Source organism: Variovorax paradoxus (assembly GCF_024734665.1).
Classification (GTDB): Bacteria; Pseudomonadota; Gammaproteobacteria; order Burkholderiales; family Burkholderiaceae_C; genus Variovorax.
In genome coordinates this window covers 1,994,431-2,013,624 of the sequence record NZ_CP102931.1, presented here as the reverse complement: position 1 = coordinate 2,013,624, position 19,194 = coordinate 1,994,431, and the positions used below count along the sequence as shown (strand labels likewise).

The window sequence follows — 19,194 nt, the reverse complement described above, 5'->3', positions numbered from 1 at the left end:
GGAGCAACTTCGTATGGATTCCCAATTTGGCTTGATGAACGTCTGGAATCAGGGCGATTTCGTCACCAAGGCCGTGGCGGTGCTGCTGGTCGGCATGTCGCTCGCGTCGTGGATCGTGATCATCGTCAAGGCACTCGATGTCGTCCGCTACAAGCGCCTCGCCAAGCATTCGCAGGACTTCTGGCACAGCGAAGACTTCGCCACCGCACTGAACAAACTGGGCAAGGACGACAGCAACCCGTTCCGCGCGCTGGCTCTCGAAGGTCGCGAGGCGGCTGCTCACCACCGCAACACCAAGGCTCACCTGCACGATGCGCTCGACGTGAGCGACTGGATCACGCGCGCGCTGCGCAACGGCATTGACGCCTTCACCGCCCGCCTGCAGACCGGCCTCGCGATCCTGGCTTCGGTCGGCTCCACCGCGCCGTTCATCGGCCTGTTCGGCACTGTCTGGGGCATTTATCACGCGCTCATGAGCATCAGCTCGGCCGGCCAGGCGACCATCGACAAGGTGGCCGGCCCGATCGGTGAAGCGCTGATCATGACGGCGCTCGGCTTGGCCGTGGCCATTCCCGCAGTGCTGGGCTACAACGCACTGGTGCGCGGCAACAAGTTCGTGCTGACCAAGCTCAATGCCTTCGCCCACGACCTCCACGCCTACTTCGTGACCGGCGCCCGCGTCCAGAGCGGCAGCGGCGATGCCGTCGTGGTCCCGCTCAAGAAGGGCTGAGCATCATGGCTTTCGGTACACAAGATGAACCCGATGAGGTGATGAACGAGATCAACATGACGCCGCTGGTCGACGTCATGCTGGTGCTCCTCATCATCTTCATCATCACGGTGCCGGTGATGAAGCACGCGGTCAACATCGACCTGCCGCGCGCTTCCAGCGAGCCAGAGCAGCCCAAACCGCAGAACATCCTGTTCAGCGTCACGGCCGACGGCTCCTATTACTGGAACGAGCAGAAGATCGACGACAGCGAACTGCCCAACCGCCTCGCCGCCGAAGCCGCCAAGGAACCGCAGCCCGAGTTGCACATCCGCGGCGACAAGGCCGTGCGCTACGAGCGCGTGGCCAAGGCGATGTCGGAAGCCCGTGAAGCCGGCGTGCGCAAGATCGGCTTCATCACGGAGCCTGAAGCGAAGTGATCTGAAATCGCAAGCTAAAAAAAGTTGATCGCGACGATTGACTTTTTATTGCGAATCATTATCATTCACCCATCGCTTCGATAAGGGAACTCCAGATGCCAGCCACACCGAATGCCTTTTCTGTCCTGAACCATCCTTCGCTCGACCAGTCGGGTGGCGGCCATGCGTCCATCCAGGCAGCGCGTCCGGTGCCGATGGTTGAAAGCACGGAACTTCTGAAAGGAAGCAAGACCGTGGGCATCATGCACAACGGTTCTCTCTATCGGCTTCAAGCCACCAAACTCGGCAAGCTGATCCTGACCAAATAAGTCATCCAGCCCGCCCTTCGCGCAAGTTTCATCGTGGGGCGACTCAAGGAGATTCATCTCCGAAGGGTCGTTTTTTGCTAGCCAACGGTTCGCCGACTAGCCAAGCTTTTTTTCACGCTGAAGCAGCCCAAAAGAAAACGCCGACCTCGAAGTCGGCGTTTTGCTTTTTGCGGAAGAAAACTCAGAGGCCGAGAGCAGCAATACCAGCCTTGGCAATCTGCGCATCTTCATTCGACTTCACGCCGCTCACGCCGACCGCGCCGATCACATGGCCATCCTTGACGATCGGCACGCCGCCTTCGAGCAGGCCCTGCACTTCGGGCGCCGTCAGGAACGCCGTGCGGCCGCCGTTGATGATGTCTTCATAGACCTTGCTTTCGCGCCGGCCCATGGCTGCCGTGTGTGCCTTGGCAGGAGCAATGTGCGAAGACAGCGCCGCGGCGCCGTCCAGACGCTGCAGCCAGAGCAGGTTGCCGGCGTCGTCCGAGATCGCTATGGTCACCGCCCAGTTGTTCTTGAGGGCCTCGGCTTCAGCCGCTGCGGCAATGGCCTTGACATCGGCGAGTTCGAGGAAAGATTTGGTCTTCATGATGAGCTCAGTTTGCGTGAAAATCCGACAGCATAACGGCCATGCTGCCAGGGGTGTCTTCAGGGCTTGAGAACACCCCGCATACGGTCTTTGCGACACCCCCTCTTGCAGCCCCCTAGAATGCGCCCAACTGCGTCATTGCAGCAATCACAGGAGCTCCGGCCATGAACGACCGCGTTACCACCCTAGATACTTCAACAGGCTACGGCCAGCCGCTGGCGCAGGCTGAACGCCAGCGCGTGCTGCGCAACACCTACTGGCTGCTCGCACTGAGCATGCTGCCCACCGTGCTGGGCGCCTGGGTCGGCGTGAGCACCGGCATCACCCGCTCGCTCACCGGTGGCCTGGGCCTCATCGTCTTCCTCGGAGGCGCCTTCGGCTTCATGTTCGCCATCGAGAAAACCAAGAACTCCGCCGCCGGCGTGCCGGTGCTGCTGGCCTTCACCTTCTTCATGGGCCTGATGCTGTCGCGGCTGATCGCGATGGTGCTCGGCTTCAAGAATGGCTCGGAACTCATCATGACGGCCTTCGGCGGCACCGCCGGCGTGTTCCTCGTGATGGCCTCGCTGGCCACGGTCATCAAGCGCGACCTGTCGGGCATGGGCAAGTTCCTGTTCGTCGGTGCACTGGTGCTGATGTTCGGCGCCATCATCAACGTGTTCGTCGGCTCGACCACAGGCATGCTGGTCATTTCGGTGGCTGCCATCGGCATCTTCTCGGCCTATATGCTCTATGACCTGAAGCAGATCATGGACGGCGGCGAAACCAACTACATCAGCGCCACGCTCGCGCTGTACCTCGACCTGTTCAACGTGTTCCAGAGCCTGCTGGCGCTGCTGGGCATCTTCGGCGGCGAGCGCGACTGAACGAATGAAAGAGCGAGCGAGTCGCGCTCGCCAGAACAAAGGGCCCCGAGGGGCCCTTTTTCATTCCAGTGACCCGTCCTGACCTGGGTTGACACCTTTTCCCTCAAGAAAAGGCAAGTCAATGGAATCAAGCGTCAAACGCACGCAGCGGGACTACACGCTGGCTTTTAAGCTGTCGGTGGTCGAGCAGGTAGAAAAAGGCGAACTCACGTACAAACAGGCCCAGGAGCGCTACGGCATCCAGGGCCGCTCGACCGTGCTGGTGTGGCTGCGCAAGCATGGCCGCCAGAACTGGAGTTCGGCATCATCTGGGCTTGCCATGCCAGTACCGATCAAGAAGCTCTCATCTGCACCTGCTGCACCGCTGACTCCCGAACAGAAGATCAAGGCCCTGGAAGTCCAACTTCGCGAAGCCAACGAGAAGGCCCAACTGTTCGAGGCGGTGATCGATGTCCTGAAGAAGGACTACGGGGTGCGCATCGTAAAAAAGCCTTCGGGCAAGTCCTCTCGCAAAAGCTCCTCCCGGGGCTGAGCGTGGTGAGGGCTTGCCGCCATTGGGGCGTCAGCCGCCAGGCCTACTACCAGCAGTTGCAGCATCAGCAGCAACGCTGTGCGCGTGCCGACACCGTGATCGAGCTCGTTCGCGGCGTTCGCCTGCGCCAGCCCCGGTTGGGCGCGCGCAAGCTGCACCATCTGCTCAAGCAGCCGCTGCAGCACGCCGGCGCGAGCCTGGGGCGCGATGCGCTACTGGACGTGCTGCGCGAGGCTCGCATGCTGGTGGCGCCCAAGCGGGCGTATCACAAGACCACCGACAGCCATCATCGATTCCGACGCCATCCCAACTTGCTCAAGGAGGGGCCGCATCAGGTTCGAGCGACTGCCAGCGAACAGGTATGGGTGGCAGACATCACGTACTTGCCCACCGACCAAGGGTTCGTCTATCTCAGCCTGGTCACGGATGCGTGGTCGCGCAAGATCGTGGGCCATCACGTGCACCACAGCCTGCACACCGAGCAGGTCAGCCGGGCGCTGAAGGTAGCGCTCAAGGGCCGGCAGACGCGGCAAATGCTTGTGCATCACTCAGACAGGGGCATCCAGTACTGCTCCAACGACTATCAGGAGATTCATCGGCGCCACGGCATCGCCTGCTCGATGACCGATGGCTACGACTGCTACCAGAACGCGCTGGCCGAGCGAGTCAACGGGATCTTGAAGATGGAGTTCCTGCTGCACCGGCCGATCTGGCCCAAGCCAGCCGGATGGTCCAGCAGGCCGTGCAGATCTACAACCAGGAGAGACCGCACCAGTCCCTAAAATTGAAAACGCCCGATGAGGTTCATCGGGCGTCTCTGGCCGGCTGGATCACGCCGGTTGTGAGTCCTTCATAGGTGTCAACCTATGGCAGGACGGGTCACAGTTCGAAGACCGCGATCGACTCGACGTGCGCGGTGTGCGGGAACATGTTGACCACCCCCGCGAAGGTGCAGCGGTAGCCCGCCTGATGCACCAGCAAGCCGGCGTCACGCGCGAGCGTCGACGGATTGCAGCTCACGTACACGATGCGCTTGGGCGGCGTCCAGCCATCGGTGCGCAACTCGGGCTGCTGGTGGAGATCGGCCATGGCCTTGGCCAACGCGAATGCGCCTTCGCGCGGTGGATCGACCAGCCACTTGTCAGCGCTGCCATCGGCCACCAGCATCTCCGGCGTCATGTCGAACAGATTGCGCGCCACGAAGGTTGCAGATGACAACGCACGGCGGGCCGGCGTTGCGGGCTGATTTCGCTTGAAGTTGTCGGTGGCGCGCGCCACCAGCGTGTCGCTGCCCTCGATGCCCAGCACCTCGCGCGCCTTGCTCGCCAGCGGCAGGGTGAAGTTGCCGAGGCCGCAGAACCAGTCGATCACGCGCTCGTGCTGTTGCACATCGAGCAGGCGCAGTGCCTTGCCCACCAGCGCCCGATTGATGTGCGGATTGACCTGCGTGAAATCGGTGGGCTTGAACGGCATCGTGACGCCAAATTCAGGCAGCCGATAGGCCAGCGGCGTGCCGCCCTCTTCCAGCAACTTCACGGTTTCCGGCCCCTTGGCCTGCAGCCACCACTGAACGCCTTCGTTATTCGCGGCAAAAGCCCTCAACCGGTCAATGTCCGCACGCGAGAGCGGCTCGAGGTGACGCAGCACCAGGGCGATCGTGCCGAGCCGCGTGGAATCAGGTGCGTCGCCGCAGGCCAGCTCGATCTGCGGGCATGTCTCGCGCGCGTCCATCGAACCGATCAACGCGCGCAGCGGCATCAGCATCTCGCTGACCTGCTTCGGCAGCACCGGGCACACCTGCATGTCGGCCAGGTAGCGGCTCTTGCGCTCGTGAAAACCGATCAGCACCGTGCCCTTCTTGACCACGTGGCGCACCGAGAGGCGCGCGCGGTAGCGGTAGTGCCAGGCCGGCCCTTCGAGCGGCCGCAGCAGGTTTTCGGGCTTGACCTTGCCGAGGTGCCACAGGTTGTCTTCCAGTGCGCGCTGCTTCACGGCCACCTGGGCGGCCGCGTCCAGGTGCTGCATCTTGCAGCCGCCGCAAGCGCCCGTGTGCAGGCCGAAATGCGGGCAGCCCGGGCGCACCCGCTGCGACGATTCGCGGCGGATGGTTGTGACCGTGCCCTGCTCCCAGTTGTTCTTGCGGCGATGGACATTGAACTGCACTTCCTCGAAAGGCAATGCGCCTTCGATGAACACGACCATGCCGTCGGCCTTGTGCGCCACGCCCTGCGCATCGAGGTCGAGAGACTCGACCTGCAGCCATTCTTCGCCGGGATTCGTGGGGACTTTCTTTTCTTCGATGGATTCCGTCATCCCCCGATTGTCTCAGCGTGGACGGGGGTCTCTAGAACAGCGCGTCGCGCCCCACACCCGAACGGGCCAATTGGCGGCGCATCTTGGCGAGCGCCTCGTTCTGGATCTGCCGCACACGCTCACGTGTGAGGCCAAGGCGCACGCTCAGCACCTCCAGTGTTTCGGGCTCGCGGTCGTGCAGGCCATAGCGCCCTTCCAGCACCTCGCGTTCGCGTGCATCGAGGGCGTGCACCCATTGGTCGAGCAGGCGTTCCACCTCGTGCGTGTGCGCCACGCCAGTCGGACTACTCTGCTCGTCTTCAGAAGCCACGGTATCGGCCAGCGTGAAGCCCTCGTCTCCGCGGGAATCGCCCGCATCCAGCGAACGCGGGGCTTCGGACAGGGCCAGCAGGTCAGCCACCGCCTGCACCTCGCGGCCCAGCAGCGCGGCAATGTCTTCCACGCGCACACCGTCGGGCCGATGCGCAAGGAATTCGGCGTCGCCTTCGAGCGTGCGGCGAGCCCTCAGAACCTGCTGCAGCTCGCGCACCACGTGCACCGGCAACCGGATCGCACGCGCCTGCGTCATGACGGCGCGCTCGACGGACTGGCGGATCCACCAGGTCGCATACGTGGAAAAGCGAAAGCCGCGTTCGGGCTCGAACTTGGTGATGGCATGCATCAGGCCAAGATTGCCCTCCTCGATGAGGTCGGACAGCGGCACGCCCCGACCCAGGTAGCTCTTGGCGATGTTGACCACGAGCCGCAGGTTGTGCTCGATCATCGATTGCCGTGCCGCGAAGTCGCCGGCCCGCGCGGCGCATGCGGTCTGGTATTCCTGTGCGGGCGTGAAGAGCTCGGTGCGCCGGACCTGGCGCAGGTAGATGGTCAGCGCATCAGCGCCCTCCCCGCCAATCAGTTCGCCCGCGACGCCATTGGGCAGCGCGGTGTCTGTCGACGACGGATCTACGCCTTCTTCCGGCGGACCAGCGCTCTCGCTCGCGAACTCGCGCTGACCGTTGCTGGAAGACGGGCTGCTGCCCCTGCCCGCCGACCCGCGCACTGGCAACAGCGTGCGGCGGGGGCGGGAGGCAGCCATGGCATCACCGGCCGGGCAGGTAGCGCGAGGGATCGACGGGCTTGCCTTGACGGCGGATCTCGAAATGCAGCTTCACGCGATCAGCATCGCTGTTGCCCATCTCGGCGATTTTCTGGCCCTTCTGAACCGACTGGTCTTCCTTCACGAGCAGCGTCTGGTTGTGCGCATACGCCGTGAGGTAGGTGTTGTTGTGCTTCAGGATGATCAGGTTGCCGTAGCCACGCAGACCCGCACCTGCATAGACCACACGACCGTCGGCGGCGGCCAGCACGGGGTCGCCCGCCTTGCCGCTGATGTCGTAGCCCTTGTTCTTGGCTTCGTCGAAACCTGCGATCAGCGAACCGCTGGCGGGCCAGATCCAGCCGAGGTCTTCATCACCCGAGTTGCCACTGCCAGGACTGGCCGGTGAAGCCGTAACCGGGGCCGGCGGTTTGCTCGCACCGCTGGCAGGCGTCGTAGGCACCACCGCAGGCTGCGGCGTCACAGGCTTCGTGACCGCACCTTCGGAAGAGGTGGCAGGCGGTGTCGCAGGCGCGGCCGCAACAGCCGTTCCCGAGCCAACTGGCGGAATCACGCGCAGCACCTGGCCGACTTCGATCAGGTCCGGGTTATCGATGTTGTTCCAGCGAACGATGTCCTGCCAACGCTGGCCGGTTTCATTGCCGATGCGGCGGATCGTGTCGCCCGGGCGCACGGCGTAGTAGCCAGGCTTGCCATAGTTTTCGATGCCGGCGAGTGGCTTGCCGTTGGCATCTGTGGTGATGGGCGGGCCGCCGGGCACTGTTGCGCCTGGCGCGCGCGTCATGGTGCCGCGGTCTTCGACCGGTGCCGGCCCACGCGGTGTGGAACAGCCCGCGATCACGAGCACAAAGGCCAACGTGACGCCAGCGAACCAACTCCGATTGCCAAAACCCTGCATTTGTTATTCCTTCAAGCGATACCTGATTTTAGGGGGACAAAGTGAACCGCCTCAAGAATGAGCCGCTCCAGTCCCCGCGAGGTCTTGTCGATGACGACAAGGGCTTGACCACCACTCGCTGATTGGGTTGGCGCCACGATGCGGCCGCCCACCGCGAGCTGCGCAATCCAGGCCTCGGGCACCGCCTCGCCGCCTGCCGCAGCAATGATGCCGGCATAGGGCGCGCCCTTGGCATAGCCGATCATCCCGTCGCCCAGCATCAGGTGCACCGTGGCCAGCCGGAAGTGCCGCAGGTTGGCGCGCGCTCGCTCGTGCAGGCCACGCAGGCGCTCGATGCTGTAGACCTCGGTAGCCACATGATTCAGCACGGCCGCCTGGTAACCGCAACCAGTGCCGATCTCGAGCACGCGGCCCAGCTTGTCCTGCGGCTTTCCTGCCAGTGCGGGTGCGCCCATCAGCAGCTCGATCATGCGGGCCACAACGTTGGGCTTTGATATGGTCTGCCCCAACCCGATCGGCAGGCTCGTGTCCTCGTAGGCCTGGTTGACCAGTGCGCTGTCGACGAAACGATGCCGCTCCACGGCGCCCATCGCGCGCAGAACGCGCGGATCGGAAATACCTTGTGCCGCAAGCCTCTGCACCATGCGCGCGCGCACGGCATCGGACGCCATCGAGGGCGTGGAGTGCACCAAGGGCTTGGCCGGCACGGCGGGCATGCGCCCACGCGTGGCGGCTGAAGCAGTAGGTGTCAGGCGAACGGGGAAACTGGGCCGCTGTGTGGCCATGTCAGTTGCCGAGACGGGCCACCGTCTCGCGCCATTGGCCGAGGTTGGCGTGGTCGGTCAGGTCGATCTGCAGTGGTGTCAGCGCGATGTGGCCGGCTGCAGTGGCATGGAAGTCGGTGCCTTCACCGCTGTCCTTGGCACCGCCCGCGCCGGCGATCCAGTACATGGTTTCGCCGCGCGGACTGTCCTGCGTGATCACCTTCTCTGCCGCATGGCGACGGCCGAGCCGGCAGACCTTGACGGGCCTCAATTCGTCGAAAGGCAGGTTCGGCACGTTCACGTTGAGCAGGAAGGCACCGCCTTCGAGCATGCGTTCGCGCTCGATCTGCAGCACCAGCCGGCGCGCCACCTGGGCGGCTGCATCTACGTGCGCCCAGCCTTTTTCGATCTGCGAGAAGGCAATGGCCGGAATGCCGAACAGATAAGCCTCCATCGCCGCGCCGACCGTGCCTGAATAGATGGTGTCGTCGCCCATGTTGGCGCCGTTGTTGATACCGGAGACCACCAGGTCGGGCCGATAGTCGAGCAGGCCCTTGAGCGCGATGTGCACGCAGTCGGCCGGAGTGCCGGTCACATAGCGAAAACCGTTGTGTGCCTCGCGCACGTACAGCGGTGCCGCCAGGGTCAGCGCGTTCGACTTGGCGCTGTTGTTGTGCTCGGGTGCAACCACCTCGACCTCGGCGATGTCCTTGAGTGCGTCGTACAGCGCGACGATGCCCGGCGCCTGAAAGCCATCGTCGTTGGAAATTAGTATCTTCATGGTGTCCTGGATGCGCTCAGATTGTAGGCGTCGGGTGCGTCGCAGCAGGGACAAGCCCACCCCACCGCGCCACCTATCATCGCCCGCATTCATTGGCCGAACATTACCTACCCGAAGGAGACTCGAGCATGCACGCATGGCTTTGCGAAAACCCCACCGGCGTCGACGCGCTGACCTGGAAAGAACTGCCGACACCGACACCGGGCCCGGGTCAGGTGCTGATCGAAATCAAGGCGGCAAGCCTGAACTTCCCCGATCTGCTGATCGTGCAGAACAAATACCAGATGAAGCCGCCCCTGCCCTTCGTGCCGGGCTCCGAATATGCGGGCGTCATCCAGGCGGTCGGCGATGGTGTCACGCACCTCAAGGTCGGGCAGAACGTGGCCTGCCTTTCGGGCACTGGCGGCTTCGGCACTCACACGCTGGCGCCAGCCGCGCTGTGCATGCCACTGCCTGAAGGCTTCGGCCACGTCGATGCAGCGGCTTTCATCATGATCTATGCCACATCGTGGCATGCACTGATGGACCGCGCGCAACTCAAGGCCGGCGAAACCGTGCTGGTACTCGGCGCCGCCGGCGGCGTGGGCACGGCGGCCATCCAGATCGCAAAGGCTGCAGGAGCCAAAGTGATCGCAGCGGCCTCCACCGATGAGAAATGCGAACTTTGCCGTTCCATCGGCGCCGACGCGACGATCAACTACACGACGCATGCACTGCCCAACGGTTTTCGCGACGCCATCAAGGCCGCCACCGACGGCAAAGGGCCGGATGTCATTTACGACCCGGTGGGCGGCGATTTTGCAGAGCCGGTCTTTCGCTCCATCGGCTGGCGCGGCCGTTATTTGGTCGTCGGTTTTGCGTCCGGCCCGATTCCGTCGCTGCCATTGAATCTGACGCTGCTGAAAGGCGCTTCGCTGGTCGGCGTGTTCTGGGGCGATTTCGCCAGGCGCGAGCCCAAGGCCAATGCACAGATGATGGCGGAATTGGCGCACTGGTACGGCCAGGGAAAGATCAAGCCAGTGATCGACAGCACGATGCCGATGGCGGAATTGAAGGCCGCATACGCCCACATGGGTTCGCGCGGCGTTAAAGGAAAACTGGTGATGGTGAACTGAGCGCGTCACCCCTCAACGCCCAATAAAAAAGCCCGCGCATGCGGGCTTTTTTATTGGGCACCTGCCCAGTGAAAACAGGGGCACTTACTTGATCTCGTAATCGGAAAGCGACTTGCCCGCAGCCAATGCCTCAGTCACCCAACGCGGCTTGCGGCCACGGCCACCAGACCAGGTTTCGCCGGTCGGGCCACGGTATTTGGCGGCAGCCTTGGCCGGAGCGGTTCCCGCACTGCGCTTGGCCGCGCCCACACGGCCGGTAAGTTTCAGATCGGAAGCAGTCAAACCGTATTCGGCGATCTTCTTGCGCAACTCTTCAACCACGCCTGCGCGTTCCTGGTTGCGCAGGTCTTCGGCCTGCTTGCGCAATTGCGCAATCTGCTCGTCATGCTTCTTGATCTGGGAATTGATATCGGCGAGGGTCGAAGCCATTGTTGGACTCCTGAAATTGAAAACGGGTGGATTTTAATTCAGTTTACATTTGCCACAAGTACCTTACCGCGCGAAAAAATTGGCGGCGCATTGCATTAATGCAACAACTCGCAACGTAAAGCGCACCACTTTGGACGCGTTATATGCGAGTGAGATGGGGAAAAGAGTCCGCGGCGCGCAGGCAGAAGAAGAAGTTGCGGCGGCCAGAAATGGCAACGCCGGGGCAAGCCCGGCGCTGTGATCCTTTGAGCGCTATTGCGCAATAGCACAAAGGAGATATGAGATATTTTTTGGGGTGGCTGATGGGACTCGAACCCACGACGACCAGAATCACAATCTGGGACTCTACCAGCTGAGCTACAGCCACCGCAGAGCCTACGATTGTAGCGTTAAAAATCGCGGTTTTGACGGCAGCAATCAACGGAGAGGCTTGAAAGCCACATTTTCACCCAGCCGCCATTGGCCCGCCCGGGGTCACGCCTTCCTGGATCCTGATCGAGCCATCGGATCGCTCATGGGTGCCGATCAACAGACCACTGGCATTAGCGTGTTCGCGCAAGGCATCGACGATTTCGTCACGGCCGGGCGTTTCTGAAAGCTCCGGAACGCTTCCAAGCGCAAACAACTGGAACGCGTACCGATGGACCCCGTGCCCAGGAGGCGGGTCGGGCGGCAGCCAAGCTGCCTGCAGTGTCGAATTGCGCCCAACGTGCAATCCCGCGCCCTCATTGCCCTGACTGGGAATGGCGGCCTCGGCCAGCGCCCCGCTGTCCGCCGCAAGATTCACCACGATGGCATGCACCAGCGGATTCGGCGTGGGTGAATCGGCGTCCTCCACGATCAGCAGCAACGACGCCGCGCCAGCCGGCAAGCCGGTCCACTGAAGCGGCGGCGAGACGCCTTCGCCATCAGCGGTATAACGCCTCGGCAGCGGCGCATGGTCCGCAAAGGCCACACTGGTGAGCGCAATGGAGGCCATCCCTTCCCGCATACCGAGAGTGTTGAAGACGATGTTGTCCAAGCCGGCGCGCACACCCTGCAGCGCCTGGCCAATGACTTCGGGCAGTTTTTCGAGCATGCGAACGGTGTATCGCGGCGCTGGCAGCGGTCCTGTAGGACGCGGCGCAGCCTCCACGTCACGAAGTCCGGCACAAATTCTCGCGCGCCTGTTCGATGTGCATCGCCGGCACCGACACGCATATCGCTCCGCTATCATGATTGCGGCCCGCGCAGACGGGCATGGCTTCCGGCCACCTCCACCACTTCACCACCAAAGGAATTTCTTCATGAGCATCGTCTGGACTATTCTGATCGGGTTCGTCGTGGGACTTGTGGCACGGGCCGTCAAGCCGGGCGACGACTCCGCGGGCTTCATCGTCACCACCATCATTGGCGTCGCAGGCTCGCTGATCGTCACGTACGTCGGCCAGTCGCTGGGCTGGTACACCGCCGGCCAGGGCGCTGGCTTCATCGCCTCCGTGCTGGGCGCTATCGTGCTGCTCATCATCTACGGCCTGATCAAGCGCAAGAGCTGATGCGAAAAAGGGGCCGTGCCGCTCCGCGCGCACGGCCACTGTGATGCCCCGCAAACCACGCGCCAAGCATCATGTCTATGTGGTCGAACTCGACGACCGCGTATGGAACAACGGCCGCTTCAGGCGCGCCAATCCCGACTACCAACTCGGCAAGCCCTTCGTCTATGTCGGCATGACCGGCCTGGACCCCGACATCCGTTTCGACAAGCACAAGGCCGGCATCCAGGCCAACAGCTTCGTGCAGGAGTTCGGCCTTCGCTTGCTGCCCGCACTCTACGAGCGCTACAACCCGATGACTTACGAGGACGCGCGCCTGATGGAGGTCGACCTCGGCATCGCGCTGCGCAAGGCCGGCTACGGCGTCTGGCAGGCCTGATGCGACAGGCCTGAGGAGCGGCCTTCAGGAGTAGGTGATCCAGTCTTCATACGCCGGACCATCCAGGTGCGGCAGCGTGTTGTAGGTCACAAGCATGTGCCGCTTGGGCGTGAAGGCGAACTCGGTCACCGACGTGTTGCGGATGCGCAGGTTGAGTTCAATCGTCGTCTCGGCGCTCGTGCCGAGCACATGCCCCACCGCCGTACTGATCGGCCCCCCGCTCGACACCACCAGCACCTTCGCGCCATGGTGCTTGTCACGCACATGGTCGAGCGCCGTCGTCACGCCGGCCAGAAAGTCGACATAGCTCGGCATGCCGACCGGCGCCGTCTTGCCCTGCATCCACGCGCTCAACCCTTCGCGCAGCAGGCGGAAGTGGTGACGGTACATCTCGGGCGAGTCGGGCTTCTGCAGCTTGCCTTGGTGGATGGTGGCGATGACCGCTTCGCTGTCGTACTCGTTGAGGCCAGGCCACGGCAGTACGTCGTCGCGCTCGAGACCAAGGCCCTTGGCGATGCCTTCCCAGGTCTGGCGATGGCGCTTCAACGTGCCGGTGATGACAGCATCGAACTTCATGCCGCGCTCACGCCAGTACTCACCGAGGCGAACAGCCTGCCGGTGTCCGAGTTCACTCAGGTTGTCATAGTCGGCAGCGCCAAAGCTGGCCTGTCCGTGGCGCACGAGGTAGAGGGTTCCCATGCACGGGATTCTGGCAAGAAGCGAAGACGCCGCTTGTCCCTCGTGCGACGGGTTCGCGCGGCCATGAAAAAAGCCCGAGCCATTGAATGGCTCGGGCTTTGTCTGGCGGTGTTCCGTGTGTCTCAGCGGCCTGCGGCTTGCGGCAGCGTCTCCGCTGGCTTCGGCACCAGGATCTCAGCCTTGAAGCGGTCTTTCAGCATGTTGTAGTAGGCGGCATCTTCAGCCGCGGCCACGGATTGGCCGACCTGCGCCTGCTCCTGCTTTGCGAGCTCGGGCGGCGGCGGCGTGCGGGGAACAATCTTGGTCACGCGGACCACGGAATAGCCCTGCGCGCCGAGGTCCACGCCCACAATCGCGGGCAGCTTGGAGCCATCCGCACGCAGCGCGGCGTCGATGACCGGCAGCGGCTGCGATTGCGCGTCGCGGCGCGACACCGTCACGGGTGCACCGAAGGTCGCACCGTCCGCCTTGGCGGTCCACGCGGCGAGCTTGGCTTCGCCCTCGGTCTTGGCCAGCACCGCGGCGCGCTCGGTGACGAGCTGCGCACGGATCTTGTCCTTCACGTCGGCCAGCGGCACCGGGTGCGCCGGCGCGTACTTCGTCACGCGGCCCGATGCGAGCTGGCTGGGGCCGACTTCAATCGCTTCGGTGTTCTGCTTGCGGTCGAGCGAGTCGGCGGCGAACAGCGCGCTCAGGAAGTTGCGGCTGGCCAGCGGACCGGTGGCGCCCGGTGCAGGCAGGCGCGCGACGTTGTCGGCTGTCTTGATCGTGAGCTTCAGCTTGTCGGCGGCCGGCTTGAGGCTCTCGGGCGACTGGTAGACCGCATCGGTGAATGCCTCGGCAGCCTTCGCGAACTCCTGTGTCGCCTGCTGCGAGCGCATGTCGTTCTCGATGGTCGCGCGCACTTGCTCGAAGGGTGGCACCACGGCCGGCTTGATGTCAGTCAGGTGAATGATGTGGTAGCCGAATTCGGTTTCGACGACGCTGCTGATCTCGCCTTTCTTGAGCGCGAACATCGCGTCCTCGAAAGGCTTGACCATGGCGCCCTTCGTCACGAAGTCGAGGTCGCCGCCCTTCTCTGCCGAACCGGGGTCTTGCGAATTCTTGCGCGCGACTTCAGCGAAGGTGTTGGGCGCCTTCTTCACATCGGCCAGCAGTTGCTCAGCCTTGGCCTTGGCCTTTTCGCGGTCGGCGGCGGACATGCTGGCTGGCGCGGTGATCAGGATGTGGCTGGCGCGGCGCTCTTCCTTGGTGCCGAAGCGCGAGGCGTTCTGTTCGTAATAGGTCTTGAGGTCGGCCTCGTTCACGACGACGTTCTTCTTGGCCGCCTCAAGGTCGAGCACGAGGTACTCGATGCTGGCCTGCTCGGGCGCCTGGAACTGTGCCGTGTGGTCCTTGTAGTAGGTCTCGATGTCGGCATCGCTCACCGTCACCTTCGATGCGAAGCTCTCGGGGCTGAAACGGGCCACCTGGATTTCGCGGCTGTCGTAGAAGGCGTTGATGGTGGTGGCGGCCAGTGCCGGCGGCGTGAAGGTCGTGCCCGAAATGCCCAGCAGCACCTGCTGCGTTGCCATGTCGGAACGCACCGACGCTTCGTACTGCTCAGGCGTGCGACCGGTCACACGCTGGAAAGCCTCGCGGTCGAACTTGCCGTCGGGCGTACGGAACGCAGCCAGGCCCGTGTCCTGCGCGAACATGCGCGACAGGCGGTCTTCAGACACCGTCATGTTGGCCTTGGCAGCCGCTGCGGCCAGCACGCGGTCGCGCACCATGCGCTCCAGAGTGGCGTAGCGCAAGGCATCGGAGTCGAGCAGCGTCGGGTCGACGTTGGGCGATTGCTGGCGAATGCGATCGGTCTCAACGCGGTGCTGCTGATCCCATTCGGGCTTCGTGATGTCGTGGCCCTCGATGCGGGCTACCTTCTCGTCGCGACCGGAGCCCTGGTAGCGCTCGACACCGAAGAGCACGAACGAGGGAATGATCAGCAAGAACAAGAAAATCATGACGATCTTGTTGTACTTGCGGAAGAAATCAAACATGCTTGAACACTCTTTTTCGACGGCTGTCGGACGGCAATAAAAAAGGCGAACTGGTGTTCGCCTTTGCATCTGGTGGTGGTGGGTGCTGAGGGGCTCGAACCCCCGACCTACGCCTTGTAAGGGCGCCGCTCTACCAACTGAGCTAAGCACCCCACCGGGAATACTTTCCGAGTCTAACGTCTTAGTTCAGCGCGTCTTTCAGCGCCTTGCCCGGACGGAACTTCGGGATCTTGGCTGCCTTGATTTTAATCGCGTCGCCGGTACGGGGATTTCGGCCGGTGCGGGCCGCGCGTTTGCCTACTGCGAAAGTGCCGAAACCGACGAGCGAAACGGAGCCGCCCTTTTTGAGCGTGGTACGAATAGCGCCGATGGTGGATTCGAGCGCACGGGTCGCTGCGGCTTTGGAAATATCGGCGTTCTTTGCGATGTGCTCAATCAGTTCGGTCTTGTTCACAAGGGCCCCTTGTAGAAAAAAAGTTGGTCGGCTTCCGTCAGCTGCGACCTGGCCGCAAACGGTGCGACTCAAGAGCCTGGCAGGCCTGACGCCTCGGCAGCGCACTGCCAGCGAGGATTACAACCACTGGTCTGCAGGGTGTCAATAAGACACAGAGCCATGCCGATCAGCGGAGCGCGCGATTTTAGGGGCCTTTCGTGAACTCCTTTTTCAAAGCGCCTCGGCGATCGCCTTGCCGAGGTCGCTGGTGCTGGCCGTCCCGCCGATGTCCGGGGTGCGCGGTGCTCCGCTTTGGGGCGCGAGCACCTTCTCGATGGTCGAAAGAATGGCGTCGTGCGCCTGCTTGTGGCCCAGAAACTCCAGCATCATCGCGCCGCACCAGATCTGCCCGATGGGGTTCGCGATGCCCTTGCCGGCGATGTCGGGCGCCGAGCCATGCACCGGCTCGAACAGCGAGGGCATGGTGCGCTCTGGGTTGAGATTGGCGCTCGGCGCGATGCCGATGGTGCCGGTGCAGGCCGGGCCCAGGTCCGACAGGATGTCGCCGAACAGGTTGCTCGCCACCACCACGTCGAAGAAGTCGGGCCGTTGCACGAAGTGCGCGGTGAGGATGTCGATGTGGAACTTGTCGAGCGTGATGCCCGGGTAGTTCTTGCCCATCTCGGCCACGCGCTCGTCCCAGTACGGCATGGTGATCGAGATGCCGTTCGACTTGGTGGCGCTGGTCAGGTGCTTCTTCGGCCGCGATTGCGCGAGCTCGAACGCGAACTTCAGTACCCGGTCGACGCCCACGCGCGACATCACGGTCTCCTGCACCACGATCTCGCGCGGCGTGCCCTGGTACATGCGCCCGCCGATGCTGGAGTATTCGCCCTCGGTGTTCTCGCGCACGATGTACATGTCGATCTCGCCGGGCTCGCGCGGCGTGCCGTCGCGCCGCACCACCGGGGCGATGATGCCGGGCATCAGGCGTGCCGGACGCAGGTTGACGTATTGGTCGAACTCGCGGCGGAACATCAGCAGCGAGCCCCACAGCGACACGTGGTCGGCAATCTTCTCGGGCCAGCCGACCGCACCGAAGAAGATGGCATCGTGCCCCCCGATCTGGTCCTTCCAGTTGTCGGGCAGCATCTGGCCGTGCTTCTCGTAGTAGTCCCAGCTCGAGAAATCGAAGTGGTCGAACTTCAGGTCGATGCCGAACTTGCGCGCCGCGGCATCCAGCACGCGCACGCCCTCAGGCATGGTTTCCTTGCCGATGCCGTCGCCGGCGATGACTGCGATTCTGTGGGTGCTCATGGGTTGGCTCCTGCGTGTGCGTGTTGTAGAGGTAGAAAGAATGCCTGGGTCTCGGCGAGCAATTCGTCCGGGGCCTCTTCGGGAACGTAGTGGCCGCACGGCAAGGCGCGGCCCGACACATCGGCGGCACGGTCGCGCCACAGCGCGAGCACATCGAAGGCCTTGCCGACCGCACCATGCTCGCCCCACAGCACTCGCAGCGGCTGTGCCAGTTGCCGGCCAGCGGCGATGTCTTCGCGGTCGTGTACAAGGTCGATGGTGGCGGAGGCGCGATAGTCCTCGCAGATGGATTCGGCGGTGCCCGCGATGGCGGCGCAGCGTTCGTATTCAGCCAGCACCTCGGGCGCAAAGGGCGCGAGGCCGGCATGCCGCCCACCCATCACGCTGCGCACGTAGCGCACCGGGTCGGACGCAATCAGCGCCTCTGGCAGCGGCGGCGGCTGGATCAGGAAGAACCAATGCCAGTAGGCCTTGGCAAATGCTTCTGAGGTTTGCTCGTACATCGCGAGCGTGGGTGCGATGTCGAGCAGCAGCATGCGCTCGACTGCCGCGGGATGGTCCATCGCAAGCCGATGAGCCACACGCGCGCCACGGTCGTGCGCCAGCACGCCGAAGCGCTCGAAACCGTGATGCTGCATGGCCGCGAGCGCATCGAGCGCCATCTCCCGCTTGCTATAGGCCACGTGCTCGGCATCGGCTGCCGGTCGGCCTGAATCGCCATAGCCGCGCAGGTCGACCGCTACCACCGTGAACCGCTCCATCAATGCCGGCGCCACGCGATGCCAGATAGCGTGCGTCTGCGGATGTCCGTGCAGCAACAGCAAGGGCGCGCCGCGCCCGCCGATGCGGCCATGGATGCGCACGCCGTTGCGCTCGATGTCGAAAGTGGGAAGGGAGAGAAAAGAGGCCGTCACGGGAACGATTGTGCGTTGCGCCCCTTCGATCATCAAGCAACAATCAGCCAATTCATACTTTCCGATCTGGCATGAATTCTCCCTCGATGGACCGCAGCGACCTGGCGCTCGTGCTGGCCATTCGCGACCAGGGCAGCCTGGCGGGTGCGGCCGCCACGCTCGATGTCGTGCCCTCCGTCATCACCAAGCGGCTGGGTGCGCTGGAGGCCCGCCTGGGCCAGCGCCTGTTCGACCGCACCACCCGGCGGCTCAGCGTCACGGTTGAAGGCGAAGCGGTCTGCCTGCATGCGCGAACGCTGCTCGATGGCTTTGCCGCGCTCGAAAGCGAGCTCGGCGAACGCCAGAACGAGTTGACCGGCACGGTCCGCCTGGCCGCAACGTTCGGCTTCGGCCGACGCTGGCTCGGACCGGCGGTGGCGGCCTTTCAGGCGCGGCACCCTGCGCTGCAGATCGAGCTGATGCTGACCGAGCAACTGCCCGACCTCGGCGCCGAAGGCTACGACGGCGCGGTCTGGCTCTGGGCCGTGCAGCAGCGCCACGCGGCCGACTGGGTTTCGCGGCGCATCGCGCGCAACCAGCGCGTGCTGGCTGCTTCGCCAGGTTACCTGAAGCGCCGCGGCACGCCAGCCACCGTCGAGGCACTGGCTTCTCACGATTGCCTGGTCGCACGCGAGAACGGCGATGCCAGCCAGCGCCAGTACGCGCTCTGGACCCTGCGCCATGCGCGCGACGGCAGCACGGCGCGCGTGCGTGTTCAAGGGCCGCTGGCCAGCAATTCGGGCGAGATGGTGCGCGACTGGTGCGTGGCCGGGCACGGCGTCATGCTGCGCAGCCTGTGGGACATCGCACCGCAACTCGCGAGCGGCGAACTCGTGCGCGTGCTGCCGCAATACGCAATGGCGGAAGCAGACATCCACTGGATTGCACCATGGCGGCCGAAGACGCCGCGACGCGTGCGGCTGCTGGTCGATCACCTCGTGGAACAGTTCCGCGGCGAGCCCTGGAAGCCGGGCAAGGCCGGCGCACGTTAAGAAACTG

General features: G+C 63.7%; 21 protein-coding genes, 2 tRNA genes and 1 pseudogene. 9 read left to right on the top strand and 15 right to left on the bottom strand.

From position 1 onward, the window contains the following. Positions 1 to 13 precede the first annotated feature (13 nt). The 3 genes from NWF24_RS09395 to hemP all read left to right on the top strand — a co-directional run bounded on the left by NWF24_RS09395 (position 14) and on the right by hemP (position 1,457). Positions 14 to 730: a MotA/TolQ/ExbB proton channel family protein gene (locus NWF24_RS09395; RefSeq protein ID WP_093051148.1), complete on the top strand. Its 717-nt coding sequence runs from the start codon at positions 14 to 16 to the stop codon at positions 728 to 730. A 5-nt stretch (positions 731 to 735) separates the two neighbouring features. Beyond that, positions 736 to 1,149 (top strand): ExbD/TolR family protein, encoded by a 414-nt coding sequence (locus tag NWF24_RS09390; RefSeq protein ID WP_007830740.1) that lies wholly within the window; start codon positions 736 to 738, stop codon positions 1,147 to 1,149. A 95-nt stretch (positions 1,150 to 1,244) separates the two neighbouring features. After that, positions 1,245 to 1,457, top strand: coding sequence for a hemin uptake protein HemP (gene hemP / locus NWF24_RS09385; protein WP_258353946.1), 213 nt, complete (start codon positions 1,245 to 1,247; stop codon positions 1,455 to 1,457). A 181-nt stretch (positions 1,458 to 1,638) separates the two neighbouring features. Here the strand turns inward: hemP and NWF24_RS09380 are convergent, their stop codons facing one another. Then, positions 1,639 to 2,046 (bottom strand): GlcG/HbpS family heme-binding protein, encoded by a 408-nt coding sequence (locus NWF24_RS09380; RefSeq protein WP_019655898.1) that lies wholly within the window; start codon positions 2,044 to 2,046, stop codon positions 1,639 to 1,641. A gap of 164 nt (positions 2,047 to 2,210) precedes the next feature. Between NWF24_RS09380 and NWF24_RS09375 the strand changes: the two genes are divergently transcribed. Continuing rightward, positions 2,211 to 2,912: a Bax inhibitor-1/YccA family protein gene (locus NWF24_RS09375; RefSeq protein WP_093077694.1), complete on the top strand. Its 702-nt coding sequence runs from the start codon at positions 2,211 to 2,213 to the stop codon at positions 2,910 to 2,912. Between the two features lie 121 nt (positions 2,913 to 3,033). Beyond that, positions 3,034 to 4,300, top strand: a pseudogene (locus NWF24_RS09370) (IS3 family transposase). A gap of 23 nt (positions 4,301 to 4,323) precedes the next feature. Here NWF24_RS09370 and rlmD read toward each other — a convergent pair. The 5 genes from rlmD to surE are packed head-to-tail and all read right to left on the bottom strand — an operon-like array spanning position 4,324 to position 9,299. Beyond that, on the bottom strand, positions 4,324 to 5,757 hold the full coding sequence (rlmD, locus tag NWF24_RS09365; RefSeq protein ID WP_258353945.1) for a 23S rRNA (uracil(1939)-C(5))-methyltransferase RlmD: 1,434 nt from the start codon (positions 5,755 to 5,757) through the stop codon (positions 4,324 to 4,326). 31 nt (positions 5,758 to 5,788) lie between these two features. Then, on the bottom strand, positions 5,789 to 6,835 hold the full coding sequence (locus tag NWF24_RS09360) for a sigma-70 family RNA polymerase sigma factor (protein ID WP_258353944.1): 1,047 nt from the start codon (positions 6,833 to 6,835) through the stop codon (positions 5,789 to 5,791). Positions 6,836 to 6,839: 4 nt separating this feature from the next. After that, the gene (locus NWF24_RS09355; protein ID WP_258353943.1) at positions 6,840 to 7,754 is read right to left on the bottom strand and encodes a peptidoglycan DD-metalloendopeptidase family protein; all 915 of its coding nucleotides are present in this window, start codon (positions 7,752 to 7,754) and stop codon (positions 6,840 to 6,842) included. An 11-nt stretch (positions 7,755 to 7,765) separates the two neighbouring features. Then, positions 7,766 to 8,539, bottom strand: coding sequence for a protein-L-isoaspartate(D-aspartate) O-methyltransferase (locus NWF24_RS09350; RefSeq protein ID WP_093177060.1), 774 nt, complete (start codon positions 8,537 to 8,539; stop codon positions 7,766 to 7,768). 1 nt (position 8,540) lies between these two features. Beyond that, positions 8,541 to 9,299, bottom strand: a complete 759-nt coding sequence (surE, locus tag NWF24_RS09345) for a 5'/3'-nucleotidase SurE (RefSeq protein WP_258353942.1) — start codon at positions 9,297 to 9,299, stop codon at positions 8,541 to 8,543. A gap of 128 nt (positions 9,300 to 9,427) precedes the next feature. On the opposite strand from surE, the gene NWF24_RS09340 reads away from it, so the two are divergent. Further along, the gene (locus NWF24_RS09340; RefSeq protein ID WP_258353941.1) at positions 9,428 to 10,414 is read left to right on the top strand and encodes an NADPH:quinone oxidoreductase family protein; all 987 of its coding nucleotides are present in this window, start codon (positions 9,428 to 9,430) and stop codon (positions 10,412 to 10,414) included. An 84-nt stretch (positions 10,415 to 10,498) separates the two neighbouring features. Here NWF24_RS09340 and NWF24_RS09335 read toward each other — a convergent pair whose 3' ends face one another. The 3 genes from NWF24_RS09335 to NWF24_RS09325 all read right to left on the bottom strand — a co-directional run bounded on the left by NWF24_RS09335 (position 10,499) and on the right by NWF24_RS09325 (position 11,921). Then, the gene (locus tag NWF24_RS09335; protein WP_258353940.1) at positions 10,499 to 10,843 is read right to left on the bottom strand and encodes an H-NS histone family protein; all 345 of its coding nucleotides are present in this window, start codon (positions 10,841 to 10,843) and stop codon (positions 10,499 to 10,501) included. Between the two features lie 291 nt (positions 10,844 to 11,134). Next, positions 11,135 to 11,210, bottom strand: a tRNA-His gene (locus tag NWF24_RS09330). A gap of 78 nt (positions 11,211 to 11,288) precedes the next feature. Then, positions 11,289 to 11,921, bottom strand: a complete 633-nt coding sequence (locus NWF24_RS09325; protein ID WP_258353939.1) for a YbhB/YbcL family Raf kinase inhibitor-like protein — start codon at positions 11,919 to 11,921, stop codon at positions 11,289 to 11,291. Between the two features lie 208 nt (positions 11,922 to 12,129). Between NWF24_RS09325 and NWF24_RS09320 the strand changes: the two genes are divergently transcribed. Both NWF24_RS09320 and NWF24_RS09315 read left to right on the top strand, forming a co-directional pair. Next, positions 12,130 to 12,378, top strand: a complete 249-nt coding sequence (locus NWF24_RS09320) for a GlsB/YeaQ/YmgE family stress response membrane protein (protein WP_007830716.1) — start codon at positions 12,130 to 12,132, stop codon at positions 12,376 to 12,378. Between the two features lie 43 nt (positions 12,379 to 12,421). After that, positions 12,422 to 12,754, top strand: a complete 333-nt coding sequence (locus NWF24_RS09315) for a hypothetical protein (protein WP_258353938.1) — start codon at positions 12,422 to 12,424, stop codon at positions 12,752 to 12,754. Between the two features lie 24 nt (positions 12,755 to 12,778). On the opposite strand, the gene NWF24_RS09310 is transcribed toward NWF24_RS09315, so the two are convergent. The 6 genes from NWF24_RS09310 to NWF24_RS09285 form a co-directional block, all read right to left on the bottom strand. Beyond that, positions 12,779 to 13,453, bottom strand: coding sequence for a histidine phosphatase family protein (locus NWF24_RS09310; RefSeq protein WP_258353937.1), 675 nt, complete (start codon positions 13,451 to 13,453; stop codon positions 12,779 to 12,781). 122 nt (positions 13,454 to 13,575) lie between these two features. Then, entirely contained in the window at positions 13,576 to 15,492 is a 1,917-nt protein-coding gene (locus tag NWF24_RS09305; RefSeq protein ID WP_258353936.1) for a SurA N-terminal domain-containing protein, read from the bottom strand. 76 nt (positions 15,493 to 15,568) lie between these two features. Continuing rightward, a tRNA-Val gene (locus tag NWF24_RS09300) sits at positions 15,569 to 15,644 on the bottom strand. 29 nt (positions 15,645 to 15,673) lie between these two features. Then, entirely contained in the window at positions 15,674 to 15,946 is a 273-nt protein-coding gene (locus tag NWF24_RS09295; RefSeq protein WP_007830705.1) for an HU family DNA-binding protein, read from the bottom strand. Between the two features lie 210 nt (positions 15,947 to 16,156). Continuing rightward, complete coding sequence (locus NWF24_RS09290) at positions 16,157 to 17,242, bottom strand: tartrate dehydrogenase (RefSeq protein ID WP_093177052.1); 1,086 nt, start codon at positions 17,240 to 17,242, stop codon at positions 16,157 to 16,159. Next, positions 17,239 to 18,156: an alpha/beta fold hydrolase gene (locus tag NWF24_RS09285; RefSeq protein WP_258353935.1), complete on the bottom strand. Its 918-nt coding sequence runs from the start codon at positions 18,154 to 18,156 to the stop codon at positions 17,239 to 17,241. The genes NWF24_RS09290 and NWF24_RS09285 overlap by 4 nt, the downstream gene beginning before the upstream one ends. Before the next feature lie 71 nt (positions 18,157 to 18,227). On the opposite strand from NWF24_RS09285, the gene NWF24_RS09280 reads away from it, so the two are divergent. Next, complete coding sequence (locus tag NWF24_RS09280) at positions 18,228 to 19,187, top strand: LysR substrate-binding domain-containing protein (protein ID WP_258353934.1); 960 nt, start codon at positions 18,228 to 18,230, stop codon at positions 19,185 to 19,187. Positions 19,188 to 19,194 lie beyond the last annotated feature (7 nt).